The organism is Deltaproteobacteria bacterium, from assembly GCA_016183175.1.
Taxonomy (GTDB): Bacteria; UBA10199; UBA10199; order UBA10199; family SBBF01; genus JACPFC01.
Genome location: JACPFC010000026.1, coordinates 62,207 through 88,318, shown reverse-complemented (window position 1 = coordinate 88,318; position 26,112 = coordinate 62,207). Strand labels below are relative to the sequence as shown.

Sequence of the window (26,112 nt, the reverse complement as noted above, 5' to 3'; positions counted from 1 at the left end):
ATTATCGCAGGGTACGGGCGTAGGCCAACACAGGGGCCGTCATCGGGGAGGAAAAAAGTCCCAGCCGCGCCGCGGCGGCGGTAAAGCTGGCGATCGATCCGGCCCCCGCCGCCCCCTCGCCAAATGGACCGTCAAAAGGGATGCAAAAAAGCACCACCGCCCCCACAGCAAGCCCCGTGCCGAGCGCGATGTAGCCGGCGGTCGCCCAGTCGATGGAAGGAACCGACCATTCGGCCTGTTGATCCCCCTCAACCGGCGGCGCCTCGGGAGGGACCACGGCTGGCCCATCTCCTTGAGGAGCACCCGCAGGAGCCGGTTCTCCCGCCGGAGCCGAACCGGCCGGCGGTTCCGTGGGAGGATCCCCGCCACCGGGCTTTTGGCGGACATATTTGATCCCTCTTCGCACCCCTTCGGCGACCACCGCCCCTCCCACCGTCCAAGCGCCTGCCTCGCAGACCCACCCCGGAAAACCGGTTTTTTCTTCTAACCAGTAGCATGGGAACCCTTTCTTTCCATCGAGGTAGGCCTCGGGATCGCGGCAGATTGGGGCCAGCTCCTCCATCCGTTCCCGGCTGACGTGACCCCCTCCCGTTCGGAATTCCTGCACAAAAAAAGAATAAGGATTTTCCCCCGCGTACAGCTTCCGCAGTTCCGGACGAAGATTCGTGACATCGAAATTATCCGGTTTGAGCGTCCCCGGTTTCTGATCGCTTGGAAAAATGGCCCCGCATTCTTCAAAGAGATTCTTGTCCACGGGATCAAAATAAATAACAGGGGGTCGTGTGTCTCCCATAATTACTCTCCTTCCAATCCTTTCTTCGGCTCGACCTCTTGAGCAGGCAGTTCCGGCCCTATCGGTCGCTCCGGGAGGCTCTTCAAAAACTCCCCCCTTCTCCCGCGCTCCTTTTCAAGGAGCATGGCGCAGACATAGGCCAGCTCGTATCCTTTAAGCCCTTCAAAAACGGCCTTGACCTCTTCGAGGGAAACCTTCCCCTCAAGCCGGCCTAAAATTTCGTTTCCCGCCTCTTCCAGATGTTCCTGATCCACGATCACCTTCTGCATCCGTCTTGCCTCCAGCACCTTTGTTGCCCGCTCGGCAGTCTGTTTGGCGCGGTTTAATTCTTCCAATTTTCCAGAGTCTTTAAAATATTTGTCCAGTTCCGCCTTGATCAGGTCGGTTTGGCCGACCGAAAACCCCTTTTCATAGAGGGTGGTCCGGACATATTCATCCCCCTCCTGTTCCAGTTCTCTGCCGAGCGTTGCATATTGAATCTGCGATTCGATGTAGTGTTTCCCTTCAATGTCGGGAAAATCGCCTGCAACCAGATAGGGGGTATTGGCGGAGTCCCCCAAATTTTCTTCAAAGCCGCTAAAGAGGCGATCGACTTCCCCAGATTCTCCCGACGATATTGCCTCTCCCCGTGCGGCCTTTGCCTCCAGAACAGAGGCCTTTTTGCGGTAATCAACATAACTGTTCAGGAGACGGTCGGTTATGTTTTGGCGGAAATTTTCATAATATTCAATCCTGCTGTCGCGGGCCCACCACTCCAAACCGGTAAAAAGGACGGTGGAAAGGCCAAAGCTCACCGCGCCGGCGGCTCCCCTCATGCCCATCTGCACCAGACGCGCCTTGCCCGCTTCGCCGGCTTGCATGGCACGGATGGCACGGGCCCCCAGCGGCTGGACAATGAACGGCTGGGTGATGAAGCGATGGGCCCCCCAGTGCGCCAAGGCAAAACCGCCGGCCACTCCGGCGTTGGCCACCGGCGTCACCTCGCGGTGGTAATAGACCTGCACCGCCGACATGGCGGCAAAGGGGGTCAGGATGTTGGCGAAAGGTCCCCGGTAAAAACGGAGCTCCCCCATCGCACCCCCCACTAACCCAAAGGCCGAAAAAATGCCGACCTCCGGCCCCACCTCCCGCCAATCCATCTCCTCTCCAACCAGGCTTTTTGCGAGATAAAGAGAACCCCCCATCTCCAGCATGGAAAATCCCCCCTTGGAGGCGAGATAACGGATATATTCCGTCGACAACCTCATGGGAGGGGTAGCGCCATCCAGGTGCGCCCGGACCATGGTTCCGCGGGCCTGACTTTTCGAACCGAAATACTGTTTATTAAAATCAACAGACGGGACATACATGATTACCGTGTCAGCCGAGGAGTCGTAGGATCCTTCCGGAAGCGGTTTCGGCACGCGCAGGACAATGACGCTTTTCTCCCCTGCACCGCGTGAAAGGGGGATCTGGATCACCTGCTCCCCGGTGCGCAACGCATCCTGTGCAGTCTCCCCGGAGGAGGCATCTTCCCCCGTCAACGGGAGTGTGAGTCGTTCCACCGCCTGAAGGATGAGGGAAGTCTGATGCGTCGAGGTCCCCCTGACAAGGTCGGCCTGAATCGTAGCGGCCCCTCCCCAGGCAAATTCTCCCACCTCTTCGGGGTTTGTGAGGAGGACAATACGGCTTCGCGCGGCGGGCGTCGTGACGTTTCTGGCTGTTTCCCGCCGGTCGTCCACATGGCCCACTCCCAGAGAGTGAAGCGCTACCATCACCCTTTCGCCAACGACGTGATAATACCACGGTTTGGTCTTGGAACTTCCCGGTTTTCTGGTTTCCAATGCGACGACAAGCCACTCGGCCGGGGTCATCTCTTCGGGATTGCGCGTATACTGGTCGAAGGCCTCCTTGACCACGGCCGGCAGATTCTCATACGTGAAAATATTGGGCGCCGTCCGGACTTTTCGAATCAGCTCCTCACGGGTGGCGTCATGCCCCCGTTCGATTTTCATCCGGTTCATCTCTTCGGGTTCGATCCCCAAAAGGGCTTTGGCAAAGGCGGGCGATTGCATGGAGAGATCGGCCAGCCGCCAAGGAAATCCGCGGCTGTCAACGGGAATGACTTTTTCGGAACCGTCGGCAAAGCCCAGCAACATGGCCTGGCGCCCCGCCCCCCACTGATTATTGACAACAATGGGGGCTTCGCCTTTCCAGCGAAGGGGGGAATGCATTCTTTCCAGGAAACCGTCAATTTGTCCGATGACATAGTCCAGAGCCGTGGTGGGAATCGATTGCCGCCAGAAGAAATTGGTATGGTCGATGTCCCAGACGGGAACACCCTTCACTGTCTTGGGGAGATCGGTCAGCCCCATTTTTTTTATCTGCGCGTCGGTCAGATCGAGCGGGACATCCCTTTTGCCGATGTTGTAGGCCTGACGGTAGGCCCTTCGGTTAAACTCATTGTTTTGGAGGCCGTAACGTTGGAGGCGCTGGCCAATTACCTCATCCGTAAGCGCCGGATCTTCCGGCGCCGCGGCCGGTGGGTCTGCCACGTCTGCCGGAGGGGCTTCAGTAACGCCGGAAGTCGGCCCTGCCTCCTCGACACCGCCCCCTCCTGTGACGGAGCCGTCGCCCGCTGTTGAGGTGGAGGCAAGGATGGGAGAGGGGCTAAACGGCGCCGGAAGAAAACGCGCGGCGTCTCCGATGAGATCGAGATATTCTTTGCCGTTACGGAGCGCCTCGCCGGCAAGTTTTGCCGGAGAGAGGTTTTCGTCGAGATATTCAGCGACCTCTGCACGGGCATAAGTAGCAAGAGCGGAAACGGCAGAGCCCGCAAAGGAAAGGGGTGAAAATAAGTCGGCCATTGTTTGTGCCCTAAATCAAAAAACGGCAACCTGCCAGGGATTTAATCCGATTATCGGCGCAACGCCGAAAAAGTTGCGCGGTTTTTTAATTAATAAATTTTATGGAAAGTAAACCTTACGAGCTGACAATGTCCCCGGATATCTCCCCGTCTTGGAAATTTTCCGGTCATTTCCATTCACCATCCGCTTTTTCGTCAAAACCCTGCCACTCCCGGATCAACCGATTGGTTTTCGCATCCTTATTGGCATTTTGGCAGGCCTTGGCAATAGCCCCTTTTTTCTTTGTCCCAAACCGAACCTCCAAGTCTGGGCCGGAAGGGGTTATTGAGGAAATCTTAAATGGAAATTTTTTCAGCAGTGATGGCGGAAAGACATCAAGGGCACTTGGTCCCAAAATTTTCGGGGCGATAAAGAGGATGAGCTCGTCGCAAAGGCTATTTTTGATAAACGAGGCAAAAACCTTGGCCCCCCCTTCTACCAGAATCGAGGTTACGTTTCGCCGGGCCAGTTTTCGCATAAGGGTCGGTAGGGCACCTCTAAAAAACATCAATCTGTCATTCCCGCGCAAGCGGGAATCCAGATTTTCAGGGGGACATGGCTGGATCCCCGCAAAAATTCTTGCATTTACAGGAATCTGACGCCTACTCCCTAAGATAATCCTTAAGGGCTGTTTCGCTCCCTTGATTCCCCGAACGTTTAAACGCGGGTTGTCGGTTCTGATTGTGTGTGCGCCGACCAGAATAGCGTCAACTTGGGAACGGAGTTGATGGACACGGCGGCGGGAGGGGGGACTGGTGATCCATTTTTTCCCTCCTGCAATTTTTCCATCGAGGCTCACCCCTGCCTTCAAAATCACATACGGCCTTTTCTTTGTCACCCAAGTCAGAAAAAACCGGTTCAAATGCCGCGCCTCTTTTTCCAAAACCCCTTCGGTGACCTGAATCCCCGATTTTTTAAGGAGGCGGACCGATCTTCCAGCAACCAGCGGATTCGGGTCGCGGTGGGCGATCACCACCCGTTTGATGCCGCTCTTAATAATCGGATGAACGCACGGCGGCGTCCGGCCGTGGTGAAAACAGGGTTCGAGGTTGCAATAGAGGGTAGCGCCTTCCGCCCTAAAGCTGATTTTTTTCAGGGCTTCAATCTCGGCGTGAGGCAGACCCGCTTTGTGGTGGTAGCCTCCGGCGAGGAGTTTGCCATTTTTGACGATGACAGCGCCGACCAAAGGATTGGGGGATGTGTGTCCAGCGGCCTTTTGGGCCAACTGGAGGCACCGGGACATGAAATAAACATCGCGCTTAACCATATTAAAATGTCAAAGTTCAAAGTTCAAATTCCAAAGGAATGCCAAAAAAGCAAACAACAAAGGTTTTTTTTGACATTGTTTTTTTGGAGTTTCCTTTGACATTTGAACTTTGTCATTTTACTTTTTTCCCTCCACAATCCCCTTCAACTCCTCCATGAATTCATTCACATCCTTGAACGAACGGTAGACGGAGGCAAAACGGACATAGGCCACGGGGTCGATTTTTTGCAGGGACGACATGATCCTCTGGCCGATAAAACGGGAGGAAACCTCCTTTTCGCCGTTTTCCTGGAGGGCCTGTTCGATCTCGTCGGCGATCCCCTCGATCACCTCCGCCGGAACCGGCCTTTTTTCGCACGCCTTTTTAAGGCCGTTCACGATTTTCAGGCGGTCGTACGGCTCGCGCCGGCCGTCTTTTTTGACGATCAGCGGCAGAATCTCTTCGATTCGTTCGTAGGTTGTATAGCGCCTCTGGCAGGCCTCGCATTCGCGCCGCCGGCGGATAATGTCCCCCTCCCCCGATTCACGGGAATCGATGACCTTGCTTTCGGGGTGGTTGCAAAAGGGGCATTTCATTATAATGGGGGCCCTGTTCGGCCTCGATGGTGGCTACTCGCATTACTGTTACGGCTCGGCCTCACAATGCCCCCGCGCTCACAACCGGCAAAGCCGGATTGTTCGCTTAATTATCATCGGTACAACGGGAACCTCTTGCACAATTCTTCGACGTTTTTATGCACCTCAGCGAGTTTTTTCCCGTCGGCAATATCGTTTAAAACCTCGACCATCCAGGCGCCGATCTGTTTCATCTCGGCCTCCTTCATGCCGCGGGTGGTCAAGGCCGGTGTGCCGACACGAATGCCGCTGGTGACAAAGGGGGAACGGGGATCAAAGGGGACGGTGTTCTTGTTGACGGTGATGCCCGCCTTCCCCAGCGCCTCTTCCGCGTCTTTTCCGGAAATGGTCCTCTTCTTCAGATCGACAAGGATGAGATGATTGTCGGTCCCCCCCGAAACGAGGTTGTAGCCGGAATCGAGAAATATTTTGGCGAGGGCTTGCGCATTTTTGATGATCTGTCCGCAATATTCTTTGAACGAAGGCTCCAGCGCCTCCTTAAAGGCCACCGCCTTGGCGGCGATGACATGCATGAGCGGCCCCCCCTGAATGCCGGGAAAAATTTTCCTGTTCACCTCTTTGGCCGCCGCCTCGCGGCAGAGGATCATCCCCCCTCTGGGACCGCGGAGAGTTTTGTGCGTCGTGGTGGTGACATATTCGCAATGGGGGATAGGGTTGGGATGGAGACCGGCCGCCACAAGACCGGCCGGATGGGCGATATCCGCCATCACCTGGGCCCCCACCTCGTCGGCTACTTCGCGAAAGATTTTGAAATCGATTTGGCGCGGGTAGGCGGAGGCGCCGCAGACAATAAGCTTGGGGCGGTGCTCCCTGGCCAAATCGCGAATCCGGTCGTAGTCGAGGCGCCCCGTATCGGGATGCAGGCCGTAGGAAACGACCTTGAACAGTTGACCGGAAAAATTAACCGGCGAGCCGTGGGTCAAATGCCCCCCCTCGGACAGGTTCTGCCCCATCACCGTGTCTCCCGGTTTGCATGCCGCCAGATAGACCGCCATGTTGGCCTGCGAGCCGCTGTGCGGCTGGACATTGGCATGGTCGGCGCCGAAGAGTTTTTTGGCCCGTTCGATCGCCAGATCCTCGGCCTGGTCGACAAATTCACATCCGCCGTAGTAGCGCTTGTGCGGATACCCCTCGGCATACTTGTTGGTCATGACGGAACCAAGCGCCTCCAGCACCGCCGGGGATACAAAATTTTCCGAGGCGATCATCTCAAGCGTGGACGACTGCCGGTCGATTTCTTTTTGGATCGCGTCGTAAATTTCGGGGTCGAATTGTTTTAAAGACTGACGGTTCATCGTGCCTGGGTGTCTTAAGTGCCTGTGTGCCTGTGTGCCCGGGTGCCTGGGTGCCCGTGTTTACACGGGAACGCGGGCCCGCGGGCACAATTATTTACAATTCTTCTGCTCCAGTTTCTTGATTTTCGAAATTCGAGCCTCGTGCCTCCCCCCCGCAAACGGCGTGTTCAAAAATATCTCCACCAGTTCTTTGGCCGGCCCGGGCCCCATCACCCGCCCACCGAGGCAGAGGACATTCAGATCGTTGTGTTCACGGGCCATCCGGGCGGAAAACGGATCGGTCAGGGCCGCCGCCCGCACCCCCCTGAACTTGTTGGCGGCAATCGCCATGCCGACGCCGGTGCCGCAGACCAGGATCCCCCGGTCGGCCTCCCCCCTGGAAACCCTCGAAGCGACAAGGCCGGCGTAATCGGGATAATCGACCGAATTTTCGGAATCGCAACCCAGATCTTCAAAGGCGATTTTGGATTCTTTCAGGGCGTTGAGAATTTCTTTCTTGAGGAGGTAACCGCCATGGTCGCAGGCGATGATGAGTTTCATAAAAACTCACTGACTCTTGTTAACCACATAATCGACGGCGTCCTGCACCTTGAGAATTTTTTCGGCGTCTTCGTCGGGGATTTCCATCTCGAATTCCTCTTCCATCGCCATCACCAGTTCCACGATGTCCAGCGAATCGGCGCCAAGGTCGTCCAAAAAGGAGGCCTCGTTTTTGATTTCTTCTTCCTTTAATCCGAGCTGTTCGGCGATGATTTCCTTGATTCGCGTTTCAATCGCCTGGGCGCGTTTTCTGGTAGACATATCCATCCTCGCTATACCTGGTCCATTTTGATGACTTCACGGTCGCGGTAATAACCGCAGTGAATACAGACGCGATGTGCAGGTTTGGGCAACCGGCACCGGGGGCAGACCGACAGCGAAATCGCCTTCAAGGCATCGTGTGAACGGCGCATATTTCGTTTGGACTTGGAGACACGGCGCTTGGGAATTGACATTTTCTACTCCAAAAAAAGAAGCTGAACCGATTACTACGCCCCCGGTTTGGTGTCAAGCCTGCTTCCATTTTTTGAGGGGGCCCCATCGCGGATCGGCCGGATTGTCGGGCAGGCAACGGCACAGCTCGACATTGAGATTCGCGCCGCACCGGGGGCAGAGACCGCGGCAATTTTCGGCGCAAAGAAATTGAAGCGGAAGGGCCAGGACCACCTGCTCGCGGATGATCTCCTTAAGATCTATTTCAGGCTCCTGGTAAAAGCTGAAATCGAGGTCGGCGGCGCTCGTCTCCATTTCTTCATCACTCCACGGGGAGCCGGCGGAATCGCCGATTTCCGTCCGGGGAGACAAATCGATATGCAGAGGCACATGCAGTCTTTGAACAAACGCCGTCAGACAGCGGTCGCAGGCCGGATTGATGTCGACACCCATCTCCCCCCGGAGGCTCACAATCCTGTCCACGCGGTTCAGGCTCAAACTTCCCGCAAGGCTTTCGGCGGAGCCGTTTAACCCGGAGAGCGCCTCGGCGACGATCTCGCATAACCAGCTTAAACGAGGTGTCAGCTCGATGGTTTGGCCTTCGAGCGGAATTGAAGAGACGGTAAGTTTCATAAAAACCCTAAACCCTCTTCGGCAGTTTCACCCCCTTCAATTTTTTCAGCAATTCAAAATATCTCCTCACCGGCTCCCCCTCCTCCTCCATGGGATCGTAAAAAAGCTCGCGGGCATAGCCCTTGGTCAACTGCCCTCCCAAAAGTCCGTGGAACATCCTTTCCCCGAGAGAATACCCAATCGCGTGGGTCACCGATAAAAACAGGTCGGTGGACAGAGACTTGATTGTGTTGGGGTGAAAGGCAACGCCCTTCTTCGCCTTTCGCTCATGATCCAGAAAAAGAATCGCGGTCTGAAATTCCAGCTCTCTCCCCTTCAAGGCCCGGCGGTTGCGGCTTAAATAACGGATCAGTTTTACGTACTCCGAGGGGCGGCGGCACTTTCGGCGGTGGTTGATGATCCGGGAGCCGAAAAAACCGACCGCCTCGTGGAGGGCATTGGCGTAAAAGGCGTCCTGCATCGGCCGCGCGAATTCCTCGCCGGAGCACAGGTTCTTGAGATAGTGCGAGGCCTCCTCGGAGGCGTGGTTGATGGAGACATCGGCGAGATAGACATATTTCATCCGGGGAATGTAATAGCTCTCCGATCGCAATATCTGCCGCTTGATCTCCCGCAGTTCGCGGGGGGAAAATTGCCCCGACTCCCCAAGTTTCCTCAAAAAACTCAAATCGCCGCAGGTAAAAACCTCCACATTCTCCTTTTCGGGGCCGGCAGAAAGGCCCAAAAAACCGGCGATCTGGTCGACATAGTCCATAAAAGTCTGCTTGGCGTCGGCATAGTCGAACACCCCCTCCTCATGCTCCAGCCAGTTGAGATACGACTGCTGGGCGATAATCGGGGGGGTGTGCATCCGGCAAAATTCGTTTTCCGAAATTTTGACGACCTGCGCCTGATGCTCCATCCCTTTTTCGGCCAGCTTCCAGTAGATGGATGCGCTGTTTTGGAACAGCGTGACGGTTTTGGGCCGAATCCCCTCCCTTTTGAAAACCCGGTTGACCTCGGCGGGGAGGTGCGCCCGGGCGAGGTGCAAATCGCCGATGAACACAAAAATCTTTCGCGTCGGGTCTTCCCGGTAAATCTCATGAATGAGCCGCGCACAACCGGCATCCCGCCTCTGAAGCCCGGCTCCGTCCTGGGGATAAGCCTCGATGCCGTAGAGGGGAATCCGGTGATACCGGGCAAAATCGAATATCGGGCGGAAGTGATCCCACAAGTCGAAAAACCAGTGTTCCCGGAAACCGATTTTTTTCAGGAAGGTCCGGTCGCCGATCCGGCCCTGCACATATTGCATCAAAAACTCCTGATGCCGCCACCCGATGACCTCCAACCCGATGCAAAATTTTCGCGTCCTCGGGATAAACGACCGGAGCACGCGCAAAAAAGACCTCTGTGACTGGTTGAGCGTATGGTAATCCCCCACGTAGATGATGTCGGCCTTCGCCATCGCCTCGACAACCTCTTCCACGCCCGCGGCCGACTTGAAATTTCGCACTCCTTTCAAGTATCGCTCTTCGTAAGCCGTAAATGACCGGTCGGAATGAATGACGGAGGCCCCGATGATTTGCCTGTTCTTGAGAAAAATCCGCTTCTGAAGCCGAAGAAGTTCCTGGCGGGGGGAAAGGGGAGGCACGGGCCTATTCTATCCTCCGACTCCGTCGTTGACAAGCAAGGCCGAAAGATTTAAAAGAACACCTGCTCAAGTAATTTACAACGGCGTGGCGGATCCAAATCATGTGACGTGTGGTGCAACGCCGCAGAAGAAAACATGCAAAATTATGAAAATGCAAGCGGCCCTCTGGTACGGCCCCGAACAAATCCGGATTGAAGAAGTCGATGTGCCCCGCGTCGGTCCGGGAGAGGTCTTGATCAAAGTCGGCACGGCGCTGACCTGCGGCACCGACTTCAAGCTTTTTCGCCAGGGGCATCCGGTTCTGGTCAAAAACCTCCCCTCTCCTTTTGGGCACGAGCTTGCCGGCGCGATTGCGGAGATCGGTCCGGCGGTTAAAGGCTTTCGGGAAGGGGATCGCGTCGTGGCGGCCAATTCGGCCCCCTGCGGTGGATGTTTTTTCTGCCGGGAACAAAGGTGGAACCTGTGCGAAAACCTTGAATTTTTAAACGGGGCCTATGCGGAATACATCCGCGTTCCCGCCCAAATTGTTGAAAAAAATCTCTACAAAATTCCCGGCCCACTTTCCTTCAAGGAGGCCGCATTAACGGAACCGCTGGCCTGCGTCCTGCATTGCTTTGACCGTCTTCCGCTAAAAGAGGGGCAAACCCTGTGTGTCATCGGCGCCGGCACCTGCGGCCTCCTGTTCACCCAGTTGTGCAGACTCCGTAGCATCAAATTGATCGTCATCGGACGGGGCGAAGAAAAATTGAACCTGGCACACAGGCTTGGGGCCAATCACACCTTTTCGATTTTGCAGGAGGGATTTCAAAAGGAAATCCTCAAGCTCACCGATAACCGGGGGCCCGATATCGTCATTGACGCCGCGGGTCAACCGGCAACATGGGAGCTGGCCGCCGAACTTGTCCGAAAAGGGGGAAGCGTCTGGTTTTACGGCGGATGCGCCAAAGGGACGCATGTTTCCCTGGATACCCACCGGCTTCATTACGATGAAATTTCCTGCCATGGCGTCTTTCACCACACCCCTTACCACTTTGAAAAATCGCTGGGGTTGATCGCGGAGGGAAAGATCAACATCGAAGCGTTGATTCAGGGAGAAAAGAGGCTCGGCGAACTCCATCAGATCTTCAGAAAAGGGATGCCCACCAATCCGCTCAAGATCGCAATTATACCTTAGTGAGCAAGCGTCGGAGTAATGAAGCGCGAGCGAACGGGGGGTACGGGGGCGCCAGCGGCAAAGCCCCCGATTTAATTATTCGGATCAATAATCACCTTCAGCGATTTTTTGGCCTCCGCCGCAAGTTGAAAACCTTCCCCGATCCGGCCCAACGGCAGACGATGGGTGATCATCTTCCTGACGGGGATCCTTCCGGAACCGATGAGTTCAAGGGACTCATGGTGGTCTTCCGGGCTCGCGGCGTAGGAATTCATGAGGGTCGCCCCTTTTTGCCAGAAAATGCGGTTCATCGGCATGGGAAAAACACAGTCGGGGCCGATAAGTGCAAAGAACAAAACGGTTCCGCCAAGGCCGACGCAGTCGAGCGCCTGCCTGATCGAGGTCTCTGCCCCCGAACAGACGATGACGCAATCGGCAAGGCGGTTTTCGTTCCACTCAAGAAGCCTTTTGCCGATGTCCTCCGAGGCGTGCCAAACTTGGTCGGCGCCGAAATCCCCGGCCGCCTTAAGCCTCGATTCATCGATATCCACGGCGCTGATGCGGTCGATTCCATTGGCCCTGGCCAGGAGAAGGTGAAGAAGTCCGGAAATCCCGCTCCCGATGATGAGCACCGTTTGCCCCTTTCGGACATCGGCCTTTCGCTGGCCGCGGATGGCGCAGGCCAGCGGTTCGGTGAAGGTTCCCTCCTCGTACGACACATGATCCGGAAGACGATACACGCCATGGCGGACATTAATGGCGGGAAGACGGATTAATTGGGCAAAACCGCCGGGATCGAAATTGGTCGTCTTGAGCGTACTGCACAAGGTGTGGTGCCCCAGCCGGCAGTAGTGGCATTGATAGCAGGGGACATGATGGGAGGCGACAACGCGGTCCCCCTTTTTGTAGGCGGCAACCCCAGCGCCCACTTCCGCAACTTCGCCCGCTATCTCATGGCCGAGGACCCGGCCGACCTTTTCCACACGGTACCATTCCGTAACGTCGCTTCCGCAGATGCTCGCGGAATGGATCTTGATCAGGAGTTCCCCCTCTTTCACGGAGGGAACCGGACGCTCTTCAATGCGGATGTCCCGATTGTTATAATAGACGGCAACTTTCATGGACGGGAGAAAAACAATCGATAGGCCTTATCGACCGTGGCTTTTTCGTGGACAATGGCTCTGACGGCTTGAATCATGGAAACCGGATTTTCGGACTGAAAAATATTGCGCCCCATGTCGACCCCCACGGCCCCTTCGTTGACGGCGTTCCAGCTTAACTCAAGGGCCTCCCGTTCGGGCGTTTTTTTCCCGCCGGCGATCACGACAGGAACCGGACAGGAACCGACAACCTGATCAAAGTCTTTGCAATAATACGTTTTGACGAAATGGGCCCCCAGTTCGGCCGCGATCCTGCAGGCAAGGGCCAGATAACGGGCATCGCGGACCATTTCTTTCCCGACTGCGGTGACGGCAAGGACCGGAATGCCGCAGGCTTCAGCCTCGTTCACCAGATGGGCCAGATTCAGGAGCGTCTGTTTTTCGTACTCGGCGCCGACAAAGATGGAGCAGGTGACGGCAGACACATTCAAACGAATCGCCTCTTCGATGGTGGTGGTGATCTCTTCGTTGGAAAGCTCCTTCAAAATGCTGGAGCCCCCGGAAACCCTTAAGATAACAGGCTTGGCAAGGCGTGGATCCACCGAGGTGCGCAAGACCCCGCGGGTCAGCATCATGCTGTCGGCGTAAGGGAGAAGCGGTGCGATCGTCTTGCCCGGATTTTCCAGGCCGGAAGTCGGCCCCAGAAAATAACCGTGATCCACCGCCAGCATCACCGTTCTGCCTGTGTCCGGCCTGATGATCTGCGAGAGACGATTTTGAAGGCCCCAAGACATTGGATTTGCATGATTAAACTAAAGCCTCCTTTGCTGTCAACCGAATGTTGCCGGCAGTCTATTCCTTTCTTGCTTCTCTCCATGAGGTTCAATATAAGAACCCTGCCATGAAAATTTGCATCATCGGAACCGGCTACGTGGGACTTGTCACCGGCGCCTGTTTTGCGGAAGCGGGAAACGATGTCATCTGCGTGGATGTCGACGAAAAAAAGGTTGCCGACCTCAATGAGGGGCGCATCCCTATTTTCGAGCCGGGACTGGAACCGATGGTCCGGTTCAACCGCCGCGAGGGGCGTCTCCGCTTTACCACCGATTTGTCCGAAGGGGTCAACAAATCGGAGGTCTGCTTTATCGCCGTCGGAACCCCCCCCAACGAAGACGGTTCGGCCGATCTTTCGCATGTGCTGGATGTCGCCTTCGGCATTGCCGGGGTCGCCAAAAAGAAGATCCTCCTCGGCACCAAAAGCACCGTGCCTGTGGGGACCGGCGAAAAGATCGAGGCGGTCTTCCGGGAAAAATTAAGCCATCCTTTTGTCGTCTTTTCGAATCCGGAATTTTTGAAAGAGGGGGATGCGGTCAACGACTTCATGAAGCCCGACCGGATTGTCGTGGGGCTCGATCACGACCCTATCGAACCTCTCCTCCGTGAATTGTACGCCCCCTTCACGCGGCGGAGGGATCGTTTGATCGTCATGAGCCGGCGGAGCGCCGAGCTGACAAAGTATGCCGCCAACGCCATGCTGGTCACACGCATCTCCTTTATGAACGAAATGGCCAATCTGTGCGAAAGGGCGGGGGCAAATATCAATGATGTGCGCCAGGGGATCGGAAGCGACCCGCGCATCGGCTCCGCCTTTCTTTTTCCCGGAATGGGTTACGGAGGCTCCTGCTTTCCCAAGGATGTGGCCGCGCTTTTGAACATGGGGCGGGAATGGGGCGTGCCCCTTGAAGTCGTCCATTCCGCGGGCGAGGCCAACAAGAGGCAGAAAAAGGTTCTGCCTGAAAAAATCATCCGCCACTTTGGGGGGAAAGAAAAATTGAAAGGGCTCAAAATGGCCGTTTGGGGGCTGGCCTTCAAGGCCAAGACCGATGACATCCGCGAATCACCCGCCCTGGTTTTGATTGAACAGTTGCTGGAAGCGGACTGCCGCGTTTCGGCCTTCGATCCGCAGGCCATGTCCCGCGCCCAAAAAATCTACGGTCCGAAAATTTCCTGTGAAAAATCAAGCTACGATTGCCTGACCGGCGCCGACGCCCTTGTCATCGCCGCCGACTGGAATGAATTCCGGAGCCCCGATTACGAGCGGATGAAAAAAATAATGGGACAACCGGTGGTTTTTGACGGGCGGAATATTCTGAATGCCAGCCATCTGAAGGAGTTGGGGTTCACTTATTATGGGATTGGGGTATAAATATGAAATGGTATGTCGTCCAGGCCAAACCCCGGCGCGAAAACGATGTCTGCCGACTCCTCAAACAGGGGGGATTTGAAACTTTTTATCCCGTCATCAAAGACCTGATGTACCGGTCGACAACCTCCTTTTTCCGGACCGCCCCCCTCTTCCCCTCTTATCTGTTCGTTCACACCGACTTCGGCGAGGACCGGAATTTCCATCTCGTCAAATACACGCGCGGCGTCAACAAAGTGATCACGTTCGAAAACAGGCCGGTCCCGATGTCGGATGAGATTATCCAGACCATCCGCTCCCACGCCAATGACAACGGGATCATCGAACGGCAGACATTTTTAAAGAGGGGCGACCGGATTCGGGTGCGGAAAGGGATGCTTAAAGAACTGATCGGAATCATCGAAAAACCGGTTCCCGCCTGTGGGCGGGTGCAGGTCCTTTTGAAACTGATCAACTACGAAATGCACGCCACGGTACATTGGACAGAGGTGGAAAAACTGAAGGTCGCATGACAGTGTTGACTATAGTCATTGACCATGGTAATCTACTATTAAATGGAAACCATTGCGATCTCTCAATTTAAGGCTACATGCCTTAAGTTATTGGAACGAGTGAAGAATACGGGAGAGTCTTTGGTTGTCACAAAAAAGGGGGTTCCGATTGCCATGGTCGCCCCTCCTCCAAAACCTCCTGTCAAGAGATCCTCGTACGGGTGCATGAAAGATAGTGTCACATTCATTGGCGATATTGTCAGCCCTTTGGGAACAGATGATTGGGAAGTATTCAAGGAATGAAAATTCTCCTCGATACGCATATCTGGCTTTGGTATGTGTCGACCTCTCCAAACATGCCGGCCTCCTTGCGTAACACCCTCGATCATCACACCGAAGATCTCTGGCTTTCCCCCATTTCAATTTGGGAAACAATCATTTTGATCCAAAAGGGGAAATTTGGCGTTAATACCGACCCGGTCAGGTGGGTGCGCAGGTGCCTGGAACAAGCGCCTCTGCATGAGGCCCCCCTAAACACCGAGGTCGCCATTAAAAGCCGCGAGGTCGATCTCCCCCACCAGGACCCCGCCGACCGCTTTTTGGCGGCCACATCCCTTGTCTACGATATCCCCCTGGCTACCATGGACATGAATCTCCTGAAGGCCAACTGGCTTCAAACCCTTTCTTAATAATTATTTTTGTTTTTATAATTATTAACGCAACTTTTTTAAGAATCAGCCGATAACAACCGTTGAATACCTATGGACACCCCTTATTTACCGCCATTAACCGCTCCCTCTGCCACGGAACCTTGGTATTTGCTGGAAGATGACGGCATCGCCATGGCTCCAGAGGAAAAGGAGAGGCCCACCAGGAAAGGGGCCGAATATGTCCGTCTCAAGGAAGAAGTTAAAAAACTGGTGCGGACAGGCAAATGGGACGGCGTCGAGGACAATTATCAAGACATCCTCGCGCTGAATGTCCCCATTGATGCGGAGGTCCACCACTGGGGGGCCTTGGCGGCCAGGGAACGCGGCGATTCCCTTGCCTTCTACCGGAGGGAACAACTGGCCCTTCAGAGCAATCCGATCGGCTCCGTAAAAACCGAAGTGGAGGGGGACATCGCCTATATCGAAAGAGAGTATGGTTGTGTCGACATCACTTCCCCCGCGGGATCGTCTTACTCCCTTGTCCCTTCCGCAATGCCTATAGCTCCCGATCAAAGAAAAAGCATCGAGTCCGCCGATGCCCAACTCAAGGCAACAGGATCGTTTAAAGGGCTTCTGCCTGTTGTGGAAATCGATTACCGGTTCGTCCCCATCGCGGAAGGGGCGCCTTCTCTCTCCGCGGAAGATCAGCGGACCTGGACGTTCCAGTCGATTGAAAAGAACGGCTCTGAAAATTATCAGGAAGTAAAACTCGGCAAAACCAACGGCCGGAAGGAAGCGGCGGCAACAGCTCCTCCTTTGACAAAAGCAAAACAGCAGATTCATGGTGAACTTGGCCTCATGGGAGGAGGCCGGACAACATCTCCCACCTACGGCCCCTCTTATGTCATGAGAGGGGGAGATCTGTCTCTCTTCGCCGGCGCGTTTGCCGAAACGTTGTTGACGCGGAAGCTGGGTCTCCGAGCGGGGGGACGGCTTGGCTACGGCGTCACAACCCAGCAGGGAACGGAAGATGTCCCGTACGCCCTGGACAATTCTTATCTGCAGGGGAGTTTAAGGCTCCATGCCCTTTTCCGGACAAAGCCGGCGGTCTTTGGCGCCGGAATCTCTTTAGGCCACGGCGCCAACTTTGATTCCCCGTTTGGCGCGCCGGCCGACCAGCGAATCGGCGTCGGGAGCGCGGACGTTGAACTTAAAAACCTCTCTATTATTCAGACGCCGGTTTTGGGGGCCTCGTTTTTGATCGAAAAAAAATCCCCCTCGGACAGGTCGGTATTTTTGGAGCTCGGCGTTCAGCATGCCGTGATTGGGATTGAAGGGGAAGTCGCGGAGAATCCCGAATGGACCTCCGGAGCCCCCTTTGCCGTGAACTCATATCAATTGGGACTGGGAGTCACTTTTTAATATGAACCCGCTTCTTTTATATTTGTTGTCCGCCTGCGGCTACAAGGCCAACGATGCCGACGAAGACGGCTACTGGGACAGTGACGACTGTGATCCCAACGATCCAAAAATTGGCGGCACCATAGATGCCTTCGTAGATGATGACGGAGATGGCTACGGCGCAAGCGACCTTCTGGCAAGCGTCTGCGCCGGAACGGCCGGATATGCGGACAACGGCGATGATTGCAATGACGCCGATGCCGCCACCAACCCCTCGGCCGCCGAAGTCTGCGATGAAATCGACAACGACTGCAACTCCCTGATTGACGACGAAGACGACAATGTAACCGATGCAACCACTTGGTACGCCGACAGCGATGGGGACGGATACGGCGATGAGTTGGACACAACAGGCACTCTGTTTTGTGACGATCCGGAAAGCGGCTATGCCGCGACCAACGACGACTGCAACGATTCCGCCGCCGATTACTACCCCGGCGCTCCCACCGAGTGTGACACCGAAGACAGAAACTGTGACGACATCGCCGACATCGACGATGGCGATGGGGATGGTCTGGCCTCCTGCGAGGGGGATTGTAACGACACCGATCCATCCATTAATCCCTCTGCCTTCGAAGAGTGCGACCCCGACGACGTTGACGAAAACTGCAACGGATATGCTGATGATGCCGATCCGGATGGAGCTGAAGGCAAGGTCACCCGGTACACCGATGCCGACAACGATGGATATGGTGACACGAACGATGCAACAGGAACCGACTACTGCGACCCTCCCTCTTCCGGCGTCTCGACAACGAACGATGATTGTGATGATGCCAATTCGGCCATTAATCCTGTGGCCACGGAAATCTGTGACACCATCGACAACGACTGCGACGGCGCAACCGACGATGACGACTCATCCGTTACGGGCCAGGGCACATGGTATGCCGACAGCGATGGGGACGGATACGGCGATGAGTCGGACACAACAGGCACTCTGTTTTGTGACGATCCGGGAAGCGGCTATGCCGCAACAAACACCGACTGCGACGACAGCGATTCTTCGATTAACCCCTCGGCCACGGAGATCTGTGATGCCTCCGACACCGACGAAGACTGCGACGGCCTGGCCGATGACGATGATTCTTCAGCAACGGGAAAAAGCTCTTATTACACCGATATCGACGGCGACGGCTACGGAGACGAAACCGCCAGTGCGGTTGATTATTGCGACCCTCCGGCCGGCGTGGCCGCAACAAATGATGACTGTGATGACGGGGACAGTTCCACTCATCCGGCGTCAACCGATACCTGTTTCGACGGCATGGACAGCAATTGCGACGGGACATCCGATGGTTGTGAACCCGCCACAAACAGTCTTGCCGACGCCGACGCCAAGTTGATTGGAGAAACCGACGACAACGATGCAGGACGGTCCCTGGCCCCGGCCGGCGATTTTGACGCCGATGGATTTGACGATATCCTGGTGGGTGCATACGGCGAAAGTTCCGCCGCAACGGGGGCCGGCGCCGTTTATGTCGTCTACGGACCCGTCAGCGGCTCGGTGGACCTTTCGACCGCCGGCGCCAAACTTCTGGGCGAGGCGGATGGCGATATGGCCGGTTATGCCGTCTCCTCCGCCGGGGATGTGGATGGGGACGGAAATGTCGACCTTATCGTCGGCGCCTATCAGGAGGATGGCGGCGGCTCCGACGCCGGCGCCGCATATATCGTCTATGGTCCTCTCACAGGGACTGCCGATCTTTCTTCCGGGGGGGCAAAGCTTATCGGCGAGGCAGGTGGCGATCTGGCAGGGTATTCCACCTCCTCCGCCGGGGATATGGATGGGGACGGCAATGATGATGTGCTCGTGGGAGCCATCTACAATGATGCGGGAGGCATCACTGCCGGCGCGGCCTACCTGGTCCACGGCCCCGTCAGTGGAACCCGGAACCTCTCCGGGGCGGAGGCGATATTGCTGGGGGAAGACGCCTCTGATTCGGCCGGATGGGCGGTCGCATCGGCGGGAGATGTATACGGCGATGGAACCGGCGATATTTTAATCGGCGCCATCGGGAACGATTCGGCCGGTTTGGCGGCAGGGATGGCCTATCTGATCGATGGCCCTGTTTCCGGCGCCGTTGACCTTTCTGCCGCCGACGGTCAAATGGAAGGGGTGGAGGACAATGCTTATGCCGGCACATCTGTCGCCCCCGCCGGCGATCATAACGGCGACGGCTATGATGACATGCTTGTGGGGGCCTCCGGAGAAAGCAGTGGTGCGGGGGCCGCCTATCTTGTCCTGGGCCCTTTAAGCGGTTCCCTTTCTCTTTCAGGCGCCAACGCAAGATTCACGGGTGAAAACACGGGGGACAGCGCCGGCACCTTTGTTTCTTCCGCCGGCGATCCGAATGACGACGGCACGCCGGATATTCTGGTGGGGGCCCCGTCAAATGACGGGTCTGCCGCCGACGCCGGCGCCGTCTACCTCATCTACGGCCCGGCGACCGGCACAACGGATCTCTCCGACGCAGAAGTCAAATTCACGGGAGAAGCGGCCTCGGATGCCGCCGGATCCGTGGCTCCCGCGGGGGATGTCGACGGTGATGCCATCGATGATTTTTTGGCGGGGGCTCCTGCCGAAGACAGCGGCGGCTCCGATGCAGGAGCGGCCTATCTTATCCTGGGCCGCGAATTTTAAAGCAAAAATAATCCGCTTATTTAAAACGGTCGGTAATGACAAGCGTGGAAAGAGTAAGATTCGTGACGGTTCCCAGCCAACCGGCAACTACCTCCGGTTTCCAGTAACGCTGGGGGACAACAAGGGTATCGCCCGCATTAATTGTGGTGCTTTTCCTGACGCGCAGTTTTTTCCCATTGCTCCGGATCAGCCGGATGCTTCTCATTTTTGCATCCCGCACCGGCCCCGCGAGACTGACATATTCTTTATAGGTATAGTGCGGCTTGAATTCGTAGGCGCCGGGCAAGGACACCGCCCCGATCACATAGACATTGTCATCGATTGTCGGATAAAAAATGTTGTCTCCGGGAATGCGTTTCAAATTGTAGTCGAATTCCTTGTCGGCGATCAAAATATGGGGAACGACGATGGCGTCCCCCTTTTTGACCTCAAATCCCGCCATTTCGTCCCTGCTGTTTTCCACTTCGATAATCTCCTTTTTTTCCTCGCCGTTGAAACGGACAATGCGGATCGGGGTCTTTGCGGAAAGGCCGACCGAAAAACCCCCCGCCATCGCAACGGCTTTTGCAAGAGAAATGGGGCGGGTTATTTCGTAATTTCCGGGGCGGTTGACCGGTCCCTCAACCTGAATTTCCCCCTTCTTGACCGGCACAAAGATCACATCGTTTTCCATCAGATAAGGATTATTGTCGAGCAGGCCGTTGTATTTGTAGGCAAAAAGATCGAGAATTCTTGTCGACCCTTCCCGCCTTAATTGCAGGCGGCGTGTCGAGCCGTTCGGCAACTGCCCCCCCGCATATTGAAGGGCGTCGGTAACCCGATCGGAAGGCCTGATTTTATAAACGCCCGGACGACCGACTTCTCCCAGGACATGAACATTGTAAAAAACAGGGCTTTCGGTTCCCGATCCCGCCGGATTCAGGGCGCTGAACGGAATAGAACTCGACTCCACCTCGACGGTCTGATTTTGCGAACCAAAACTCCGCACTTCCCTGCCTTTACTGTCTGCCGTGCCTGAAAGCGATTTTCGGACGCCCAGGGCCTGACCGAAGCCTTCCTGGGAAAAGGCGGAAAAAGGCATCAACAACAGGCAACCGAAGAGACAGGCGATGACAATATTGTTCCGCTGATTAAACATTTTCCCTTTGCCCCGCATATTCTATCGTTCCTGCCGGGGCCGAATTTTCTGAAAATACTCCAGAACAAAGGCAAGAAACAGGGCCGCAAAAATACTGAAGACAAAAGCGGTCATCACGATACGGCGCCGCTGGGGCTTCACCCTTTTTTCGGGAACCAGCGCCTTATCCAGCACCTCAAAAGAAATGTTTTCCCTCGCCTCTTCAATCTTGGACATCTCATACTGCTGGGAAAGCAGGCCGGCCAGAACCTTGAGAATTTCCCTCTTTTGGACCACATACTCCAGATACACCTGCTGGGGAATTCCGTGGACCACCTCCCCCTTTGGCGCCGCGGCATCCATCTTTTTCACGGTCTCCTGCAAATTCCGAATCTGTTCCGGGATGACCGCATCGGAAGAGGACGCCAGGCGCGTGGGTATGTTCCGCTCCGTTTCGGAGAATTCCAGGGGCACATCCACCTGCGCCAGGGTTGCCGATATCCGGTTCCGCTGGTAGTATTCGGAAAGTTCCTTTCCCGCCTCAAGAAGTTCGCGCCGGTTGGCCAAAAGCTGATTGCCGATGAAAACCCGCTTTCTTTTGGACTCGGTGAATTCGCTTTCATCGACGAATCGTTGCAGTTCATCCACGATGCCGTTGGCCACCTGGGTAGCCAATACGGGATCGGTAAACTCCACGCTGATCTTGACCGTCCCCTTTTTCCTGTCTTCCGAGAAGGATGCCGATTGTTTGAAACTGACGACCGCCGTCTGCAGGGAGGGTTTGTCGGCGGGATCCGCCGCCTTCCAATCGTTTTTTTCCGCGTCCCAGGCGTCTTTATAATAATATTTCATAAGATCAAACCGCGTAATGATCCTTTCGGCCATCGTCCGGCTGTGAAAAAACGCCACCAGTTTTCCCCCTGCGCCTCCTCCGCCCGTCATGCCCCCGCCAAAGCTTAGCTGGAGAGCCAGGAGCTCGGTGACCCCCACCCCCGATAAACCGCCCGAAACCAGGATCAGCGCCTCGCTCCGATAAATCTTGGGAAGAACAAGACTCCAGACAACCGAAGAAAAGGTCGTGATGAAAACCACCGCGGCAATCAACCGGATCCGTTTTCGGACAATCCGATAACCGTCAAGCACATTCACTTCGTACCCTGTATCACTCACGATTTAAAACCTCTTTACCGGCTTAAACCGGCGTCCAAGCGCCAAGCGGGTTTTTTCCCTACTCTTAAAGAACCCCTTTGTCAAAAAATATTTTCGGGCCCCGGAGTTTATTCTTGACAGTCGACGGATAAATTTTGAATATAGCCCGGCGTTTTTTGAATATTCCCGGACATTCGATAAATGAACATTTTGTGAACAGTGTTGTTCGTATGTGGTTTTTTGCCGGCGGCCTTTTCATCTCCCTGATTTCCAGACTCTTTTTTCCAGGGAGCGGGCGGTAGCCTGCCTTTGCTGACCCAAAGGGAAATTCAGCTGTTGTCCCATATTTCCTCGCCGTACGAGGAGACCTCCCAGCGGGAGCTCGCAAAAAAACCGGGGGTCTCCATCGGTTTGATCAATGCCATCTTGAAAAAATTGATCAGCCGGGGCTATATCCGGGTGAAGGCCCTGAACAAAAAGAAGCTGAATTATCTTTTGACGCCCAAGGCAACCGTTCAAATGGCGCAACGCTCCTACCAGGCGGTCCTGAATACCATCCACCGATATCGGGAGCTGGAAATCAAAATCGGATTTCTGATTTCCCATTACGTGGACAACAACCACAGGAATTTCTTCATTCACGGCGACGGCGAACTGATGGATATCGTCGAACGCGTCATGCGCAGGCATTTTAACGATTCGGCCGTTATCCTGAAGGAAAGGAGCGATGATCCCGATGTGGTGGTCTTGAACCTCACCGGCTCCACCCTCAAAGCGCCGGGAAAGGTCGTCAATATCATGGAATATATCAACAACGTGAACAAGGAGTAGTCTGATGCTCAACAACAAAAACATCCTCATCACGGGCGGCACCGGTTCTTTCGGCAAGAAGATGGTGCAGATAATCCTGGAAAACTACGCGCCCAACAAATTGATCGTCTTCAGCCGGGATGAACTCAAACAGTTCGAAATGTCCCAGCGATGGGATGCCGAAAAATATCCCTGCATCCGCTACTTTCTCGGGGATGTGCGCGACAAGGACCGGCTGATGCTCGCCTTCCGTCAGGTTGACTACGTCATCCATGCCGCCGCCTTGAAGCAGGTCCCGGCCGCGGAATACAACCCCGCAGAATGCATCAAGACAAACGTCATCGGCGCCATGAACGTGATTGAAGCGGCCATTTACAATAACGTGTCGCGGGTCATTGCCCTCTCGACGGACAAGGCCTGCAATCCCCTCAATCTCTATGGGGCCACCAAACTTTGCGCCGACAAACTGTTCTGCGCGGCCAAGGCCTATGGCGGATTCCAGAATGTCCGGTTCGCCGTGGTCCGCTACGGAAATGTTCTCGGGAGCAGGGGCTCCGTGGTCCCTTTCTTCAAAGAGAAGGCAAAGGCCGGCGTTATACCGATCACCGATCCCCGCATGACCCGTTTCTGGATCACCCTCGACCAGGCGGTCCATTTCGTCCTCATGGCGCTCAAGATCGTCCGGGGAGGCGAGGTCTTCGTGCCCCAGATTCCCTCCATGAAAATTGTCGATCTGGCGAGAGCGATCGACCCTGAATGCCGATTTGACATCATCGGGGTTCGTCCCGGCGAAAAGCTTCACGAAACGCTGATCAGCGGGGAAGAGGCCCGTCATACCGTGGAATTCAGGGAACATTTCATTATTCAAAGCCATCCGCGGTCTCTGGAGGAATTATTGTCGGCCGGCAACGGAAATGCGGGACTTTGCAGGAACGATTTCAAATACACCTCCGATCAGAACAAAGACTGGCTCACGGTTGAACAACTCCGGGACCTGATTGAAAAAACCGCCGATGACTATTCCATCGAAAAATCGCGTTGGGGCCTCGAGGCCGTTCCCCAATAGGGAAAAAATCCTCATTACGGGCGTAAGCGGCATGCTTGGGAGCAATCTCGCCCACGCATTTCGCGGGAAATTCGACCTGCTCGGATTGTATTGTTCCCATCCCGTTTCCATTGACGGGGTTGAAACGCAACGGGTCGATCTCCTGTCGCAGGACTCCCTTAAGCCCGTTGTCAAGGGCTTTAAGCCCGATGTCGTCATTCACTGCGCCTCTTTGGCGGATGTCGACTTGTGCGAAAGGAACCGGGAGCTTGCAAAAAAGACGAACATCCTGGGCACGCAGGCCGTTGTCGAAAGTCTTGAGGATTGCGACGCAAAACTCATCTACATATCAACCGACCTCGTTTACGACGGTCAAAGGGGAGATTACTCGGAGACCGACCCCCCCAGCCCTCCGAATTATTATGGGAAAAGCAAATACGAAGGAGAGCTTGAAGCGCTTAAACATCCCCATACGCTCGTTTTCCGGACAAACATCTTTGGATGGAACATTCAGGAAAAAGAAGGCCTCGCCGAATGGATTATCCATCGGCTTAAGGAGGGACAAGTGATCAAGGGTTTTGTCAATGCCCGCTTTTCTTCCATCTACACGCTGGAACTGGCATGGGTATTGGAACTGGCGGCGCGGAAAGACCTGCTCGGCATCTACAATTGCGGGAGTCCCATCGGCATTTCGAAGTACGAATTCGCCGTGAGGCTCGCCGACCGGTTTCGACTGGACCGGTCTCTTGTCGAGCCGACGCCGATCGAAGAGTTCAACTTCGACGCCAAGAGGGGAACCGACCTCACCCTCAACGTCGGCAAGCTGGCAGAGGCGCTCGATTGCGCCCTGCCGACCATCGATGATTCGATCGAGAAGTTTTACGGGGATTACAAAAGCGGCTTCCCAAAAATCATCAAGAGGAAACCCTACGCGGACGACAGCGCAAGGCGTTCCATGTCTCCTTACGGGAGGCAAAGCATCGACGACGACGATATCCGCTCCGTCATCGCGGTCCTGAAATCAAGTTATTTGACCCAGGGGCCAAAGGTCGGCGAGTTCGAGGACGCCTTGTGCCGGATTACCGGCTCAAAGTTCGCGGTGGCCGTCAATTCGGGGACCTCCGCCCTCCATATCGCCTGTCTGTCCGCCAACATCGGTCCCGGAGACGAAGTCATTACCTCTCCCAACACCTTCGTGGCCTCGGCAAACTGCATTGTCTATTGCGGGGCAAGACCCGTGTTCGGCGATATCGACCCGAGAACCTATAATCTGTCGCCGGAAACCGTGGAAATGAAAATAACCGGGCGCGTCAAGGCCGTCATCCCCGTGCATTTTGCCGGCCAGAGTTGCGATATGGAGGCAATGACACGGATTAAAAACCGGGCGGAGAAGAAGTTTGGCCATAAAATATACATCATTGAAGACGCCGCCCACGCCCTCGGCTCGACCTACAAGGGAACGCAGGTGGGTTCCTGCTCCTTTTCGGATATGGCGGTCTTGAGTTTTCATCCCGTCAAGCATATCACCACCGGCGAGGGAGGCGCCGTTCTCACCAACGATGAGGAACTCTACCGGAGGCTCAAGCGATTGCGAAACCACGGCATGACCAGCGATCCGGCCGAGTTCGTCAATCCGGAGTTGAGGTCCGACTTTCAGGCCTCAATCCCTCCCTGGTATTACGAACAGGTCGAACTCGGTTTCAACTACCGCATCACGGACATTCAGTGCGCCCTCGGCATCTCCCAGGCCCGAAAACTGCCCCGATTCATGAAGCGGAGGCGTGAAATCGTCGACCAATACAACGCCCATTTTGAGAAACTGGATCTGGCGATCACGCCTTACGAATCCGCCTTTTGTCAAAACAACTTCCATCTTTACGTCCTCCTGATCGATTTCGAGAAACGGGGTCTGCCGCGGGCCGACGTGATGGCGCAACTGGAAGAAAAGGGGGTCAAAACCCAGGTCCACTTCATCCCGGTCCATACACAGCCCCTCTTCAGGAACCGGTTCGGCACCCAACGGGGCGATTGTCCCCATGCGGAAAAATACTACGACCAGTGCCTCTCGATTCCACTCTTTCCCGCGATGTTGGACAGCGACGTTCAAAGGGTGATTCAGTCGATCCGATCGGTTGTCCAGCCGGAAAGGATTTCGCGGGTTGGCTGACCGTCCGACGA

24 protein-coding genes are annotated in these 26,112 nt (G+C 55.4%); 10 read left to right on the top strand and 14 right to left on the bottom strand.

All coding sequences use genetic code 11. From position 1 onward, the window contains the following. Position 1: 1 nt before the first annotated feature. The 10 genes from HYU99_03410 to HYU99_03365 all read right to left on the bottom strand — a co-directional run bounded on the left by HYU99_03410 (position 2) and on the right by HYU99_03365 (position 10,111). On the bottom strand, positions 2–793 hold the full coding sequence (locus HYU99_03410; GenBank protein ID MBI2339405.1) for a hypothetical protein: 792 nt from the start codon (positions 791–793) through the stop codon (positions 2–4). Between the two features lie 2 nt (positions 794–795). Then, a complete protein-coding gene (locus tag HYU99_03405) occupies positions 796–3,639 on the bottom strand; it encodes a hypothetical protein (GenBank protein ID MBI2339404.1) in 2,844 nt (947 codons plus the stop codon). A 166-nt stretch (positions 3,640–3,805) separates the two neighbouring features. Next, complete coding sequence (ribD, locus tag HYU99_03400; GenBank protein MBI2339403.1) at positions 3,806–4,921, bottom strand: bifunctional diaminohydroxyphosphoribosylaminopyrimidine deaminase/5-amino-6-(5-phosphoribosylamino)uracil reductase RibD; 1,116 nt, start codon at positions 4,919–4,921, stop codon at positions 3,806–3,808. 141 nt (positions 4,922–5,062) lie between these two features. Then, complete coding sequence (gene nrdR, locus HYU99_03395) at positions 5,063–5,521, bottom strand: transcriptional repressor NrdR (GenBank protein MBI2339402.1); 459 nt, start codon at positions 5,519–5,521, stop codon at positions 5,063–5,065. A gap of 113 nt (positions 5,522–5,634) precedes the next feature. Beyond that, positions 5,635–6,876 (bottom strand): serine hydroxymethyltransferase, encoded by a 1,242-nt coding sequence (locus tag HYU99_03390; protein MBI2339401.1) that lies wholly within the window; start codon positions 6,874–6,876, stop codon positions 5,635–5,637. A gap of 90 nt (positions 6,877–6,966) precedes the next feature. Continuing rightward, on the bottom strand, positions 6,967–7,416 hold the full coding sequence (gene rpiB / locus HYU99_03385) for a ribose 5-phosphate isomerase B (GenBank protein MBI2339400.1): 450 nt from the start codon (positions 7,414–7,416) through the stop codon (positions 6,967–6,969). A 6-nt stretch (positions 7,417–7,422) separates the two neighbouring features. Further along, entirely contained in the window at positions 7,423–7,677 is a 255-nt protein-coding gene (acpP, locus tag HYU99_03380) for an acyl carrier protein (GenBank protein MBI2339399.1), read from the bottom strand. Between the two features lie 11 nt (positions 7,678–7,688). Beyond that, positions 7,689–7,871: a 50S ribosomal protein L32 gene (gene rpmF, locus HYU99_03375; protein ID MBI2339398.1), complete on the bottom strand. Its 183-nt coding sequence runs from the start codon at positions 7,869–7,871 to the stop codon at positions 7,689–7,691. A gap of 52 nt (positions 7,872–7,923) precedes the next feature. Next, positions 7,924–8,481 carry a DUF177 domain-containing protein gene (locus tag HYU99_03370; GenBank protein ID MBI2339397.1) on the bottom strand — a complete coding sequence of 186 codons (558 nt, stop codon included), beginning with the start codon at positions 8,479–8,481 and terminating at the stop codon, positions 7,924–7,926. A 7-nt stretch (positions 8,482–8,488) separates the two neighbouring features. After that, positions 8,489–10,111 (bottom strand): ChaN family lipoprotein, encoded by a 1,623-nt coding sequence (locus HYU99_03365; GenBank protein MBI2339396.1) that lies wholly within the window; start codon positions 10,109–10,111, stop codon positions 8,489–8,491. 145 nt (positions 10,112–10,256) lie between these two features. Here HYU99_03365 and HYU99_03360 point away from each other — a divergent pair, with 145 nt between their 5' ends. After that, positions 10,257–11,285, top strand: coding sequence for an alcohol dehydrogenase catalytic domain-containing protein (locus HYU99_03360; protein ID MBI2339395.1), 1,029 nt, complete (start codon positions 10,257–10,259; stop codon positions 11,283–11,285). Positions 11,286–11,356: 71 nt separating this feature from the next. Here the strand turns inward: HYU99_03360 and HYU99_03355 are convergent, their stop codons facing one another. Next, on the bottom strand, positions 11,357–12,385 hold the full coding sequence (locus HYU99_03355) for an alcohol dehydrogenase catalytic domain-containing protein (GenBank protein MBI2339394.1): 1,029 nt from the start codon (positions 12,383–12,385) through the stop codon (positions 11,357–11,359). After that, positions 12,382–13,158, bottom strand: a complete 777-nt coding sequence (lsrF, locus tag HYU99_03350; GenBank protein ID MBI2339393.1) for a 3-hydroxy-5-phosphonooxypentane-2,4-dione thiolase — start codon at positions 13,156–13,158, stop codon at positions 12,382–12,384. The genes HYU99_03355 and lsrF overlap by 4 nt, the downstream gene beginning before the upstream one ends. Before the next feature lie 107 nt (positions 13,159–13,265). On the opposite strand from lsrF, the gene HYU99_03345 reads away from it, so the two are divergent. The 6 genes from HYU99_03345 to HYU99_03320 all read left to right on the top strand — a co-directional run bounded on the left by HYU99_03345 (position 13,266) and on the right by HYU99_03320 (position 19,813). Then, positions 13,266–14,570, top strand: a complete 1,305-nt coding sequence (locus tag HYU99_03345) for a UDP-glucose/GDP-mannose dehydrogenase family protein (protein ID MBI2339392.1) — start codon at positions 13,266–13,268, stop codon at positions 14,568–14,570. Positions 14,571–14,572: 2 nt separating this feature from the next. Continuing rightward, positions 14,573–15,079 carry a hypothetical protein gene (locus tag HYU99_03340; GenBank protein ID MBI2339391.1) on the top strand — a complete coding sequence of 169 codons (507 nt, stop codon included), beginning with the start codon at positions 14,573–14,575 and terminating at the stop codon, positions 15,077–15,079. A 42-nt stretch (positions 15,080–15,121) separates the two neighbouring features. Then, a complete protein-coding gene (locus tag HYU99_03335; GenBank protein MBI2339390.1) occupies positions 15,122–15,361 on the top strand; it encodes a type II toxin-antitoxin system Phd/YefM family antitoxin in 240 nt (79 codons plus the stop codon). Continuing rightward, on the top strand, positions 15,358–15,747 hold the full coding sequence (locus HYU99_03330; GenBank protein MBI2339389.1) for a type II toxin-antitoxin system VapC family toxin: 390 nt from the start codon (positions 15,358–15,360) through the stop codon (positions 15,745–15,747). Before HYU99_03335 ends, HYU99_03330 begins: the two co-directional genes overlap by 4 nt. Before the next feature lie 72 nt (positions 15,748–15,819). Further along, on the top strand, positions 15,820–17,130 hold the full coding sequence (locus HYU99_03325) for a hypothetical protein (GenBank protein MBI2339388.1): 1,311 nt from the start codon (positions 15,820–15,822) through the stop codon (positions 17,128–17,130). A 1-nt stretch (position 17,131) separates the two neighbouring features. After that, a complete protein-coding gene (locus tag HYU99_03320) occupies positions 17,132–19,813 on the top strand; it encodes an FG-GAP repeat protein (protein MBI2339387.1) in 2,682 nt (893 codons plus the stop codon). Between the two features lie 16 nt (positions 19,814–19,829). On the opposite strand, the gene HYU99_03315 is transcribed toward HYU99_03320, so the two are convergent. Next, entirely contained in the window at positions 19,830–20,951 is a 1,122-nt protein-coding gene (locus HYU99_03315) for an SLBB domain-containing protein (protein MBI2339386.1), read from the bottom strand. A gap of 21 nt (positions 20,952–20,972) precedes the next feature. Next, on the bottom strand, positions 20,973–22,100 hold the full coding sequence (locus tag HYU99_03310; protein MBI2339385.1) for a hypothetical protein: 1,128 nt from the start codon (positions 22,098–22,100) through the stop codon (positions 20,973–20,975). A 315-nt stretch (positions 22,101–22,415) separates the two neighbouring features. Here HYU99_03310 and HYU99_03305 point away from each other — a divergent pair, with 315 nt between their 5' ends. Genes HYU99_03305 through pseC form a run of 3 tightly spaced genes read left to right on the top strand, consistent with a single transcriptional unit; the run spans position 22,416 to position 26,101 of the window. Further along, on the top strand, positions 22,416–22,910 hold the full coding sequence (locus HYU99_03305; GenBank protein ID MBI2339384.1) for a winged helix-turn-helix transcriptional regulator: 495 nt from the start codon (positions 22,416–22,418) through the stop codon (positions 22,908–22,910). A gap of 4 nt (positions 22,911–22,914) precedes the next feature. Next, positions 22,915–23,955: a UDP-N-acetylglucosamine 4,6-dehydratase (inverting) gene (gene pseB, locus HYU99_03300; protein MBI2339383.1), complete on the top strand. Its 1,041-nt coding sequence runs from the start codon at positions 22,915–22,917 to the stop codon at positions 23,953–23,955. Beyond that, the gene (gene pseC, locus HYU99_03295) at positions 23,903–26,101 is read left to right on the top strand and encodes a UDP-4-amino-4,6-dideoxy-N-acetyl-beta-L-altrosamine transaminase (protein MBI2339382.1); all 2,199 of its coding nucleotides are present in this window, start codon (positions 23,903–23,905) and stop codon (positions 26,099–26,101) included. Before pseB ends, pseC begins: the two co-directional genes overlap by 53 nt. The last annotated feature ends 11 nt before the right edge of the window (positions 26,102–26,112 follow it).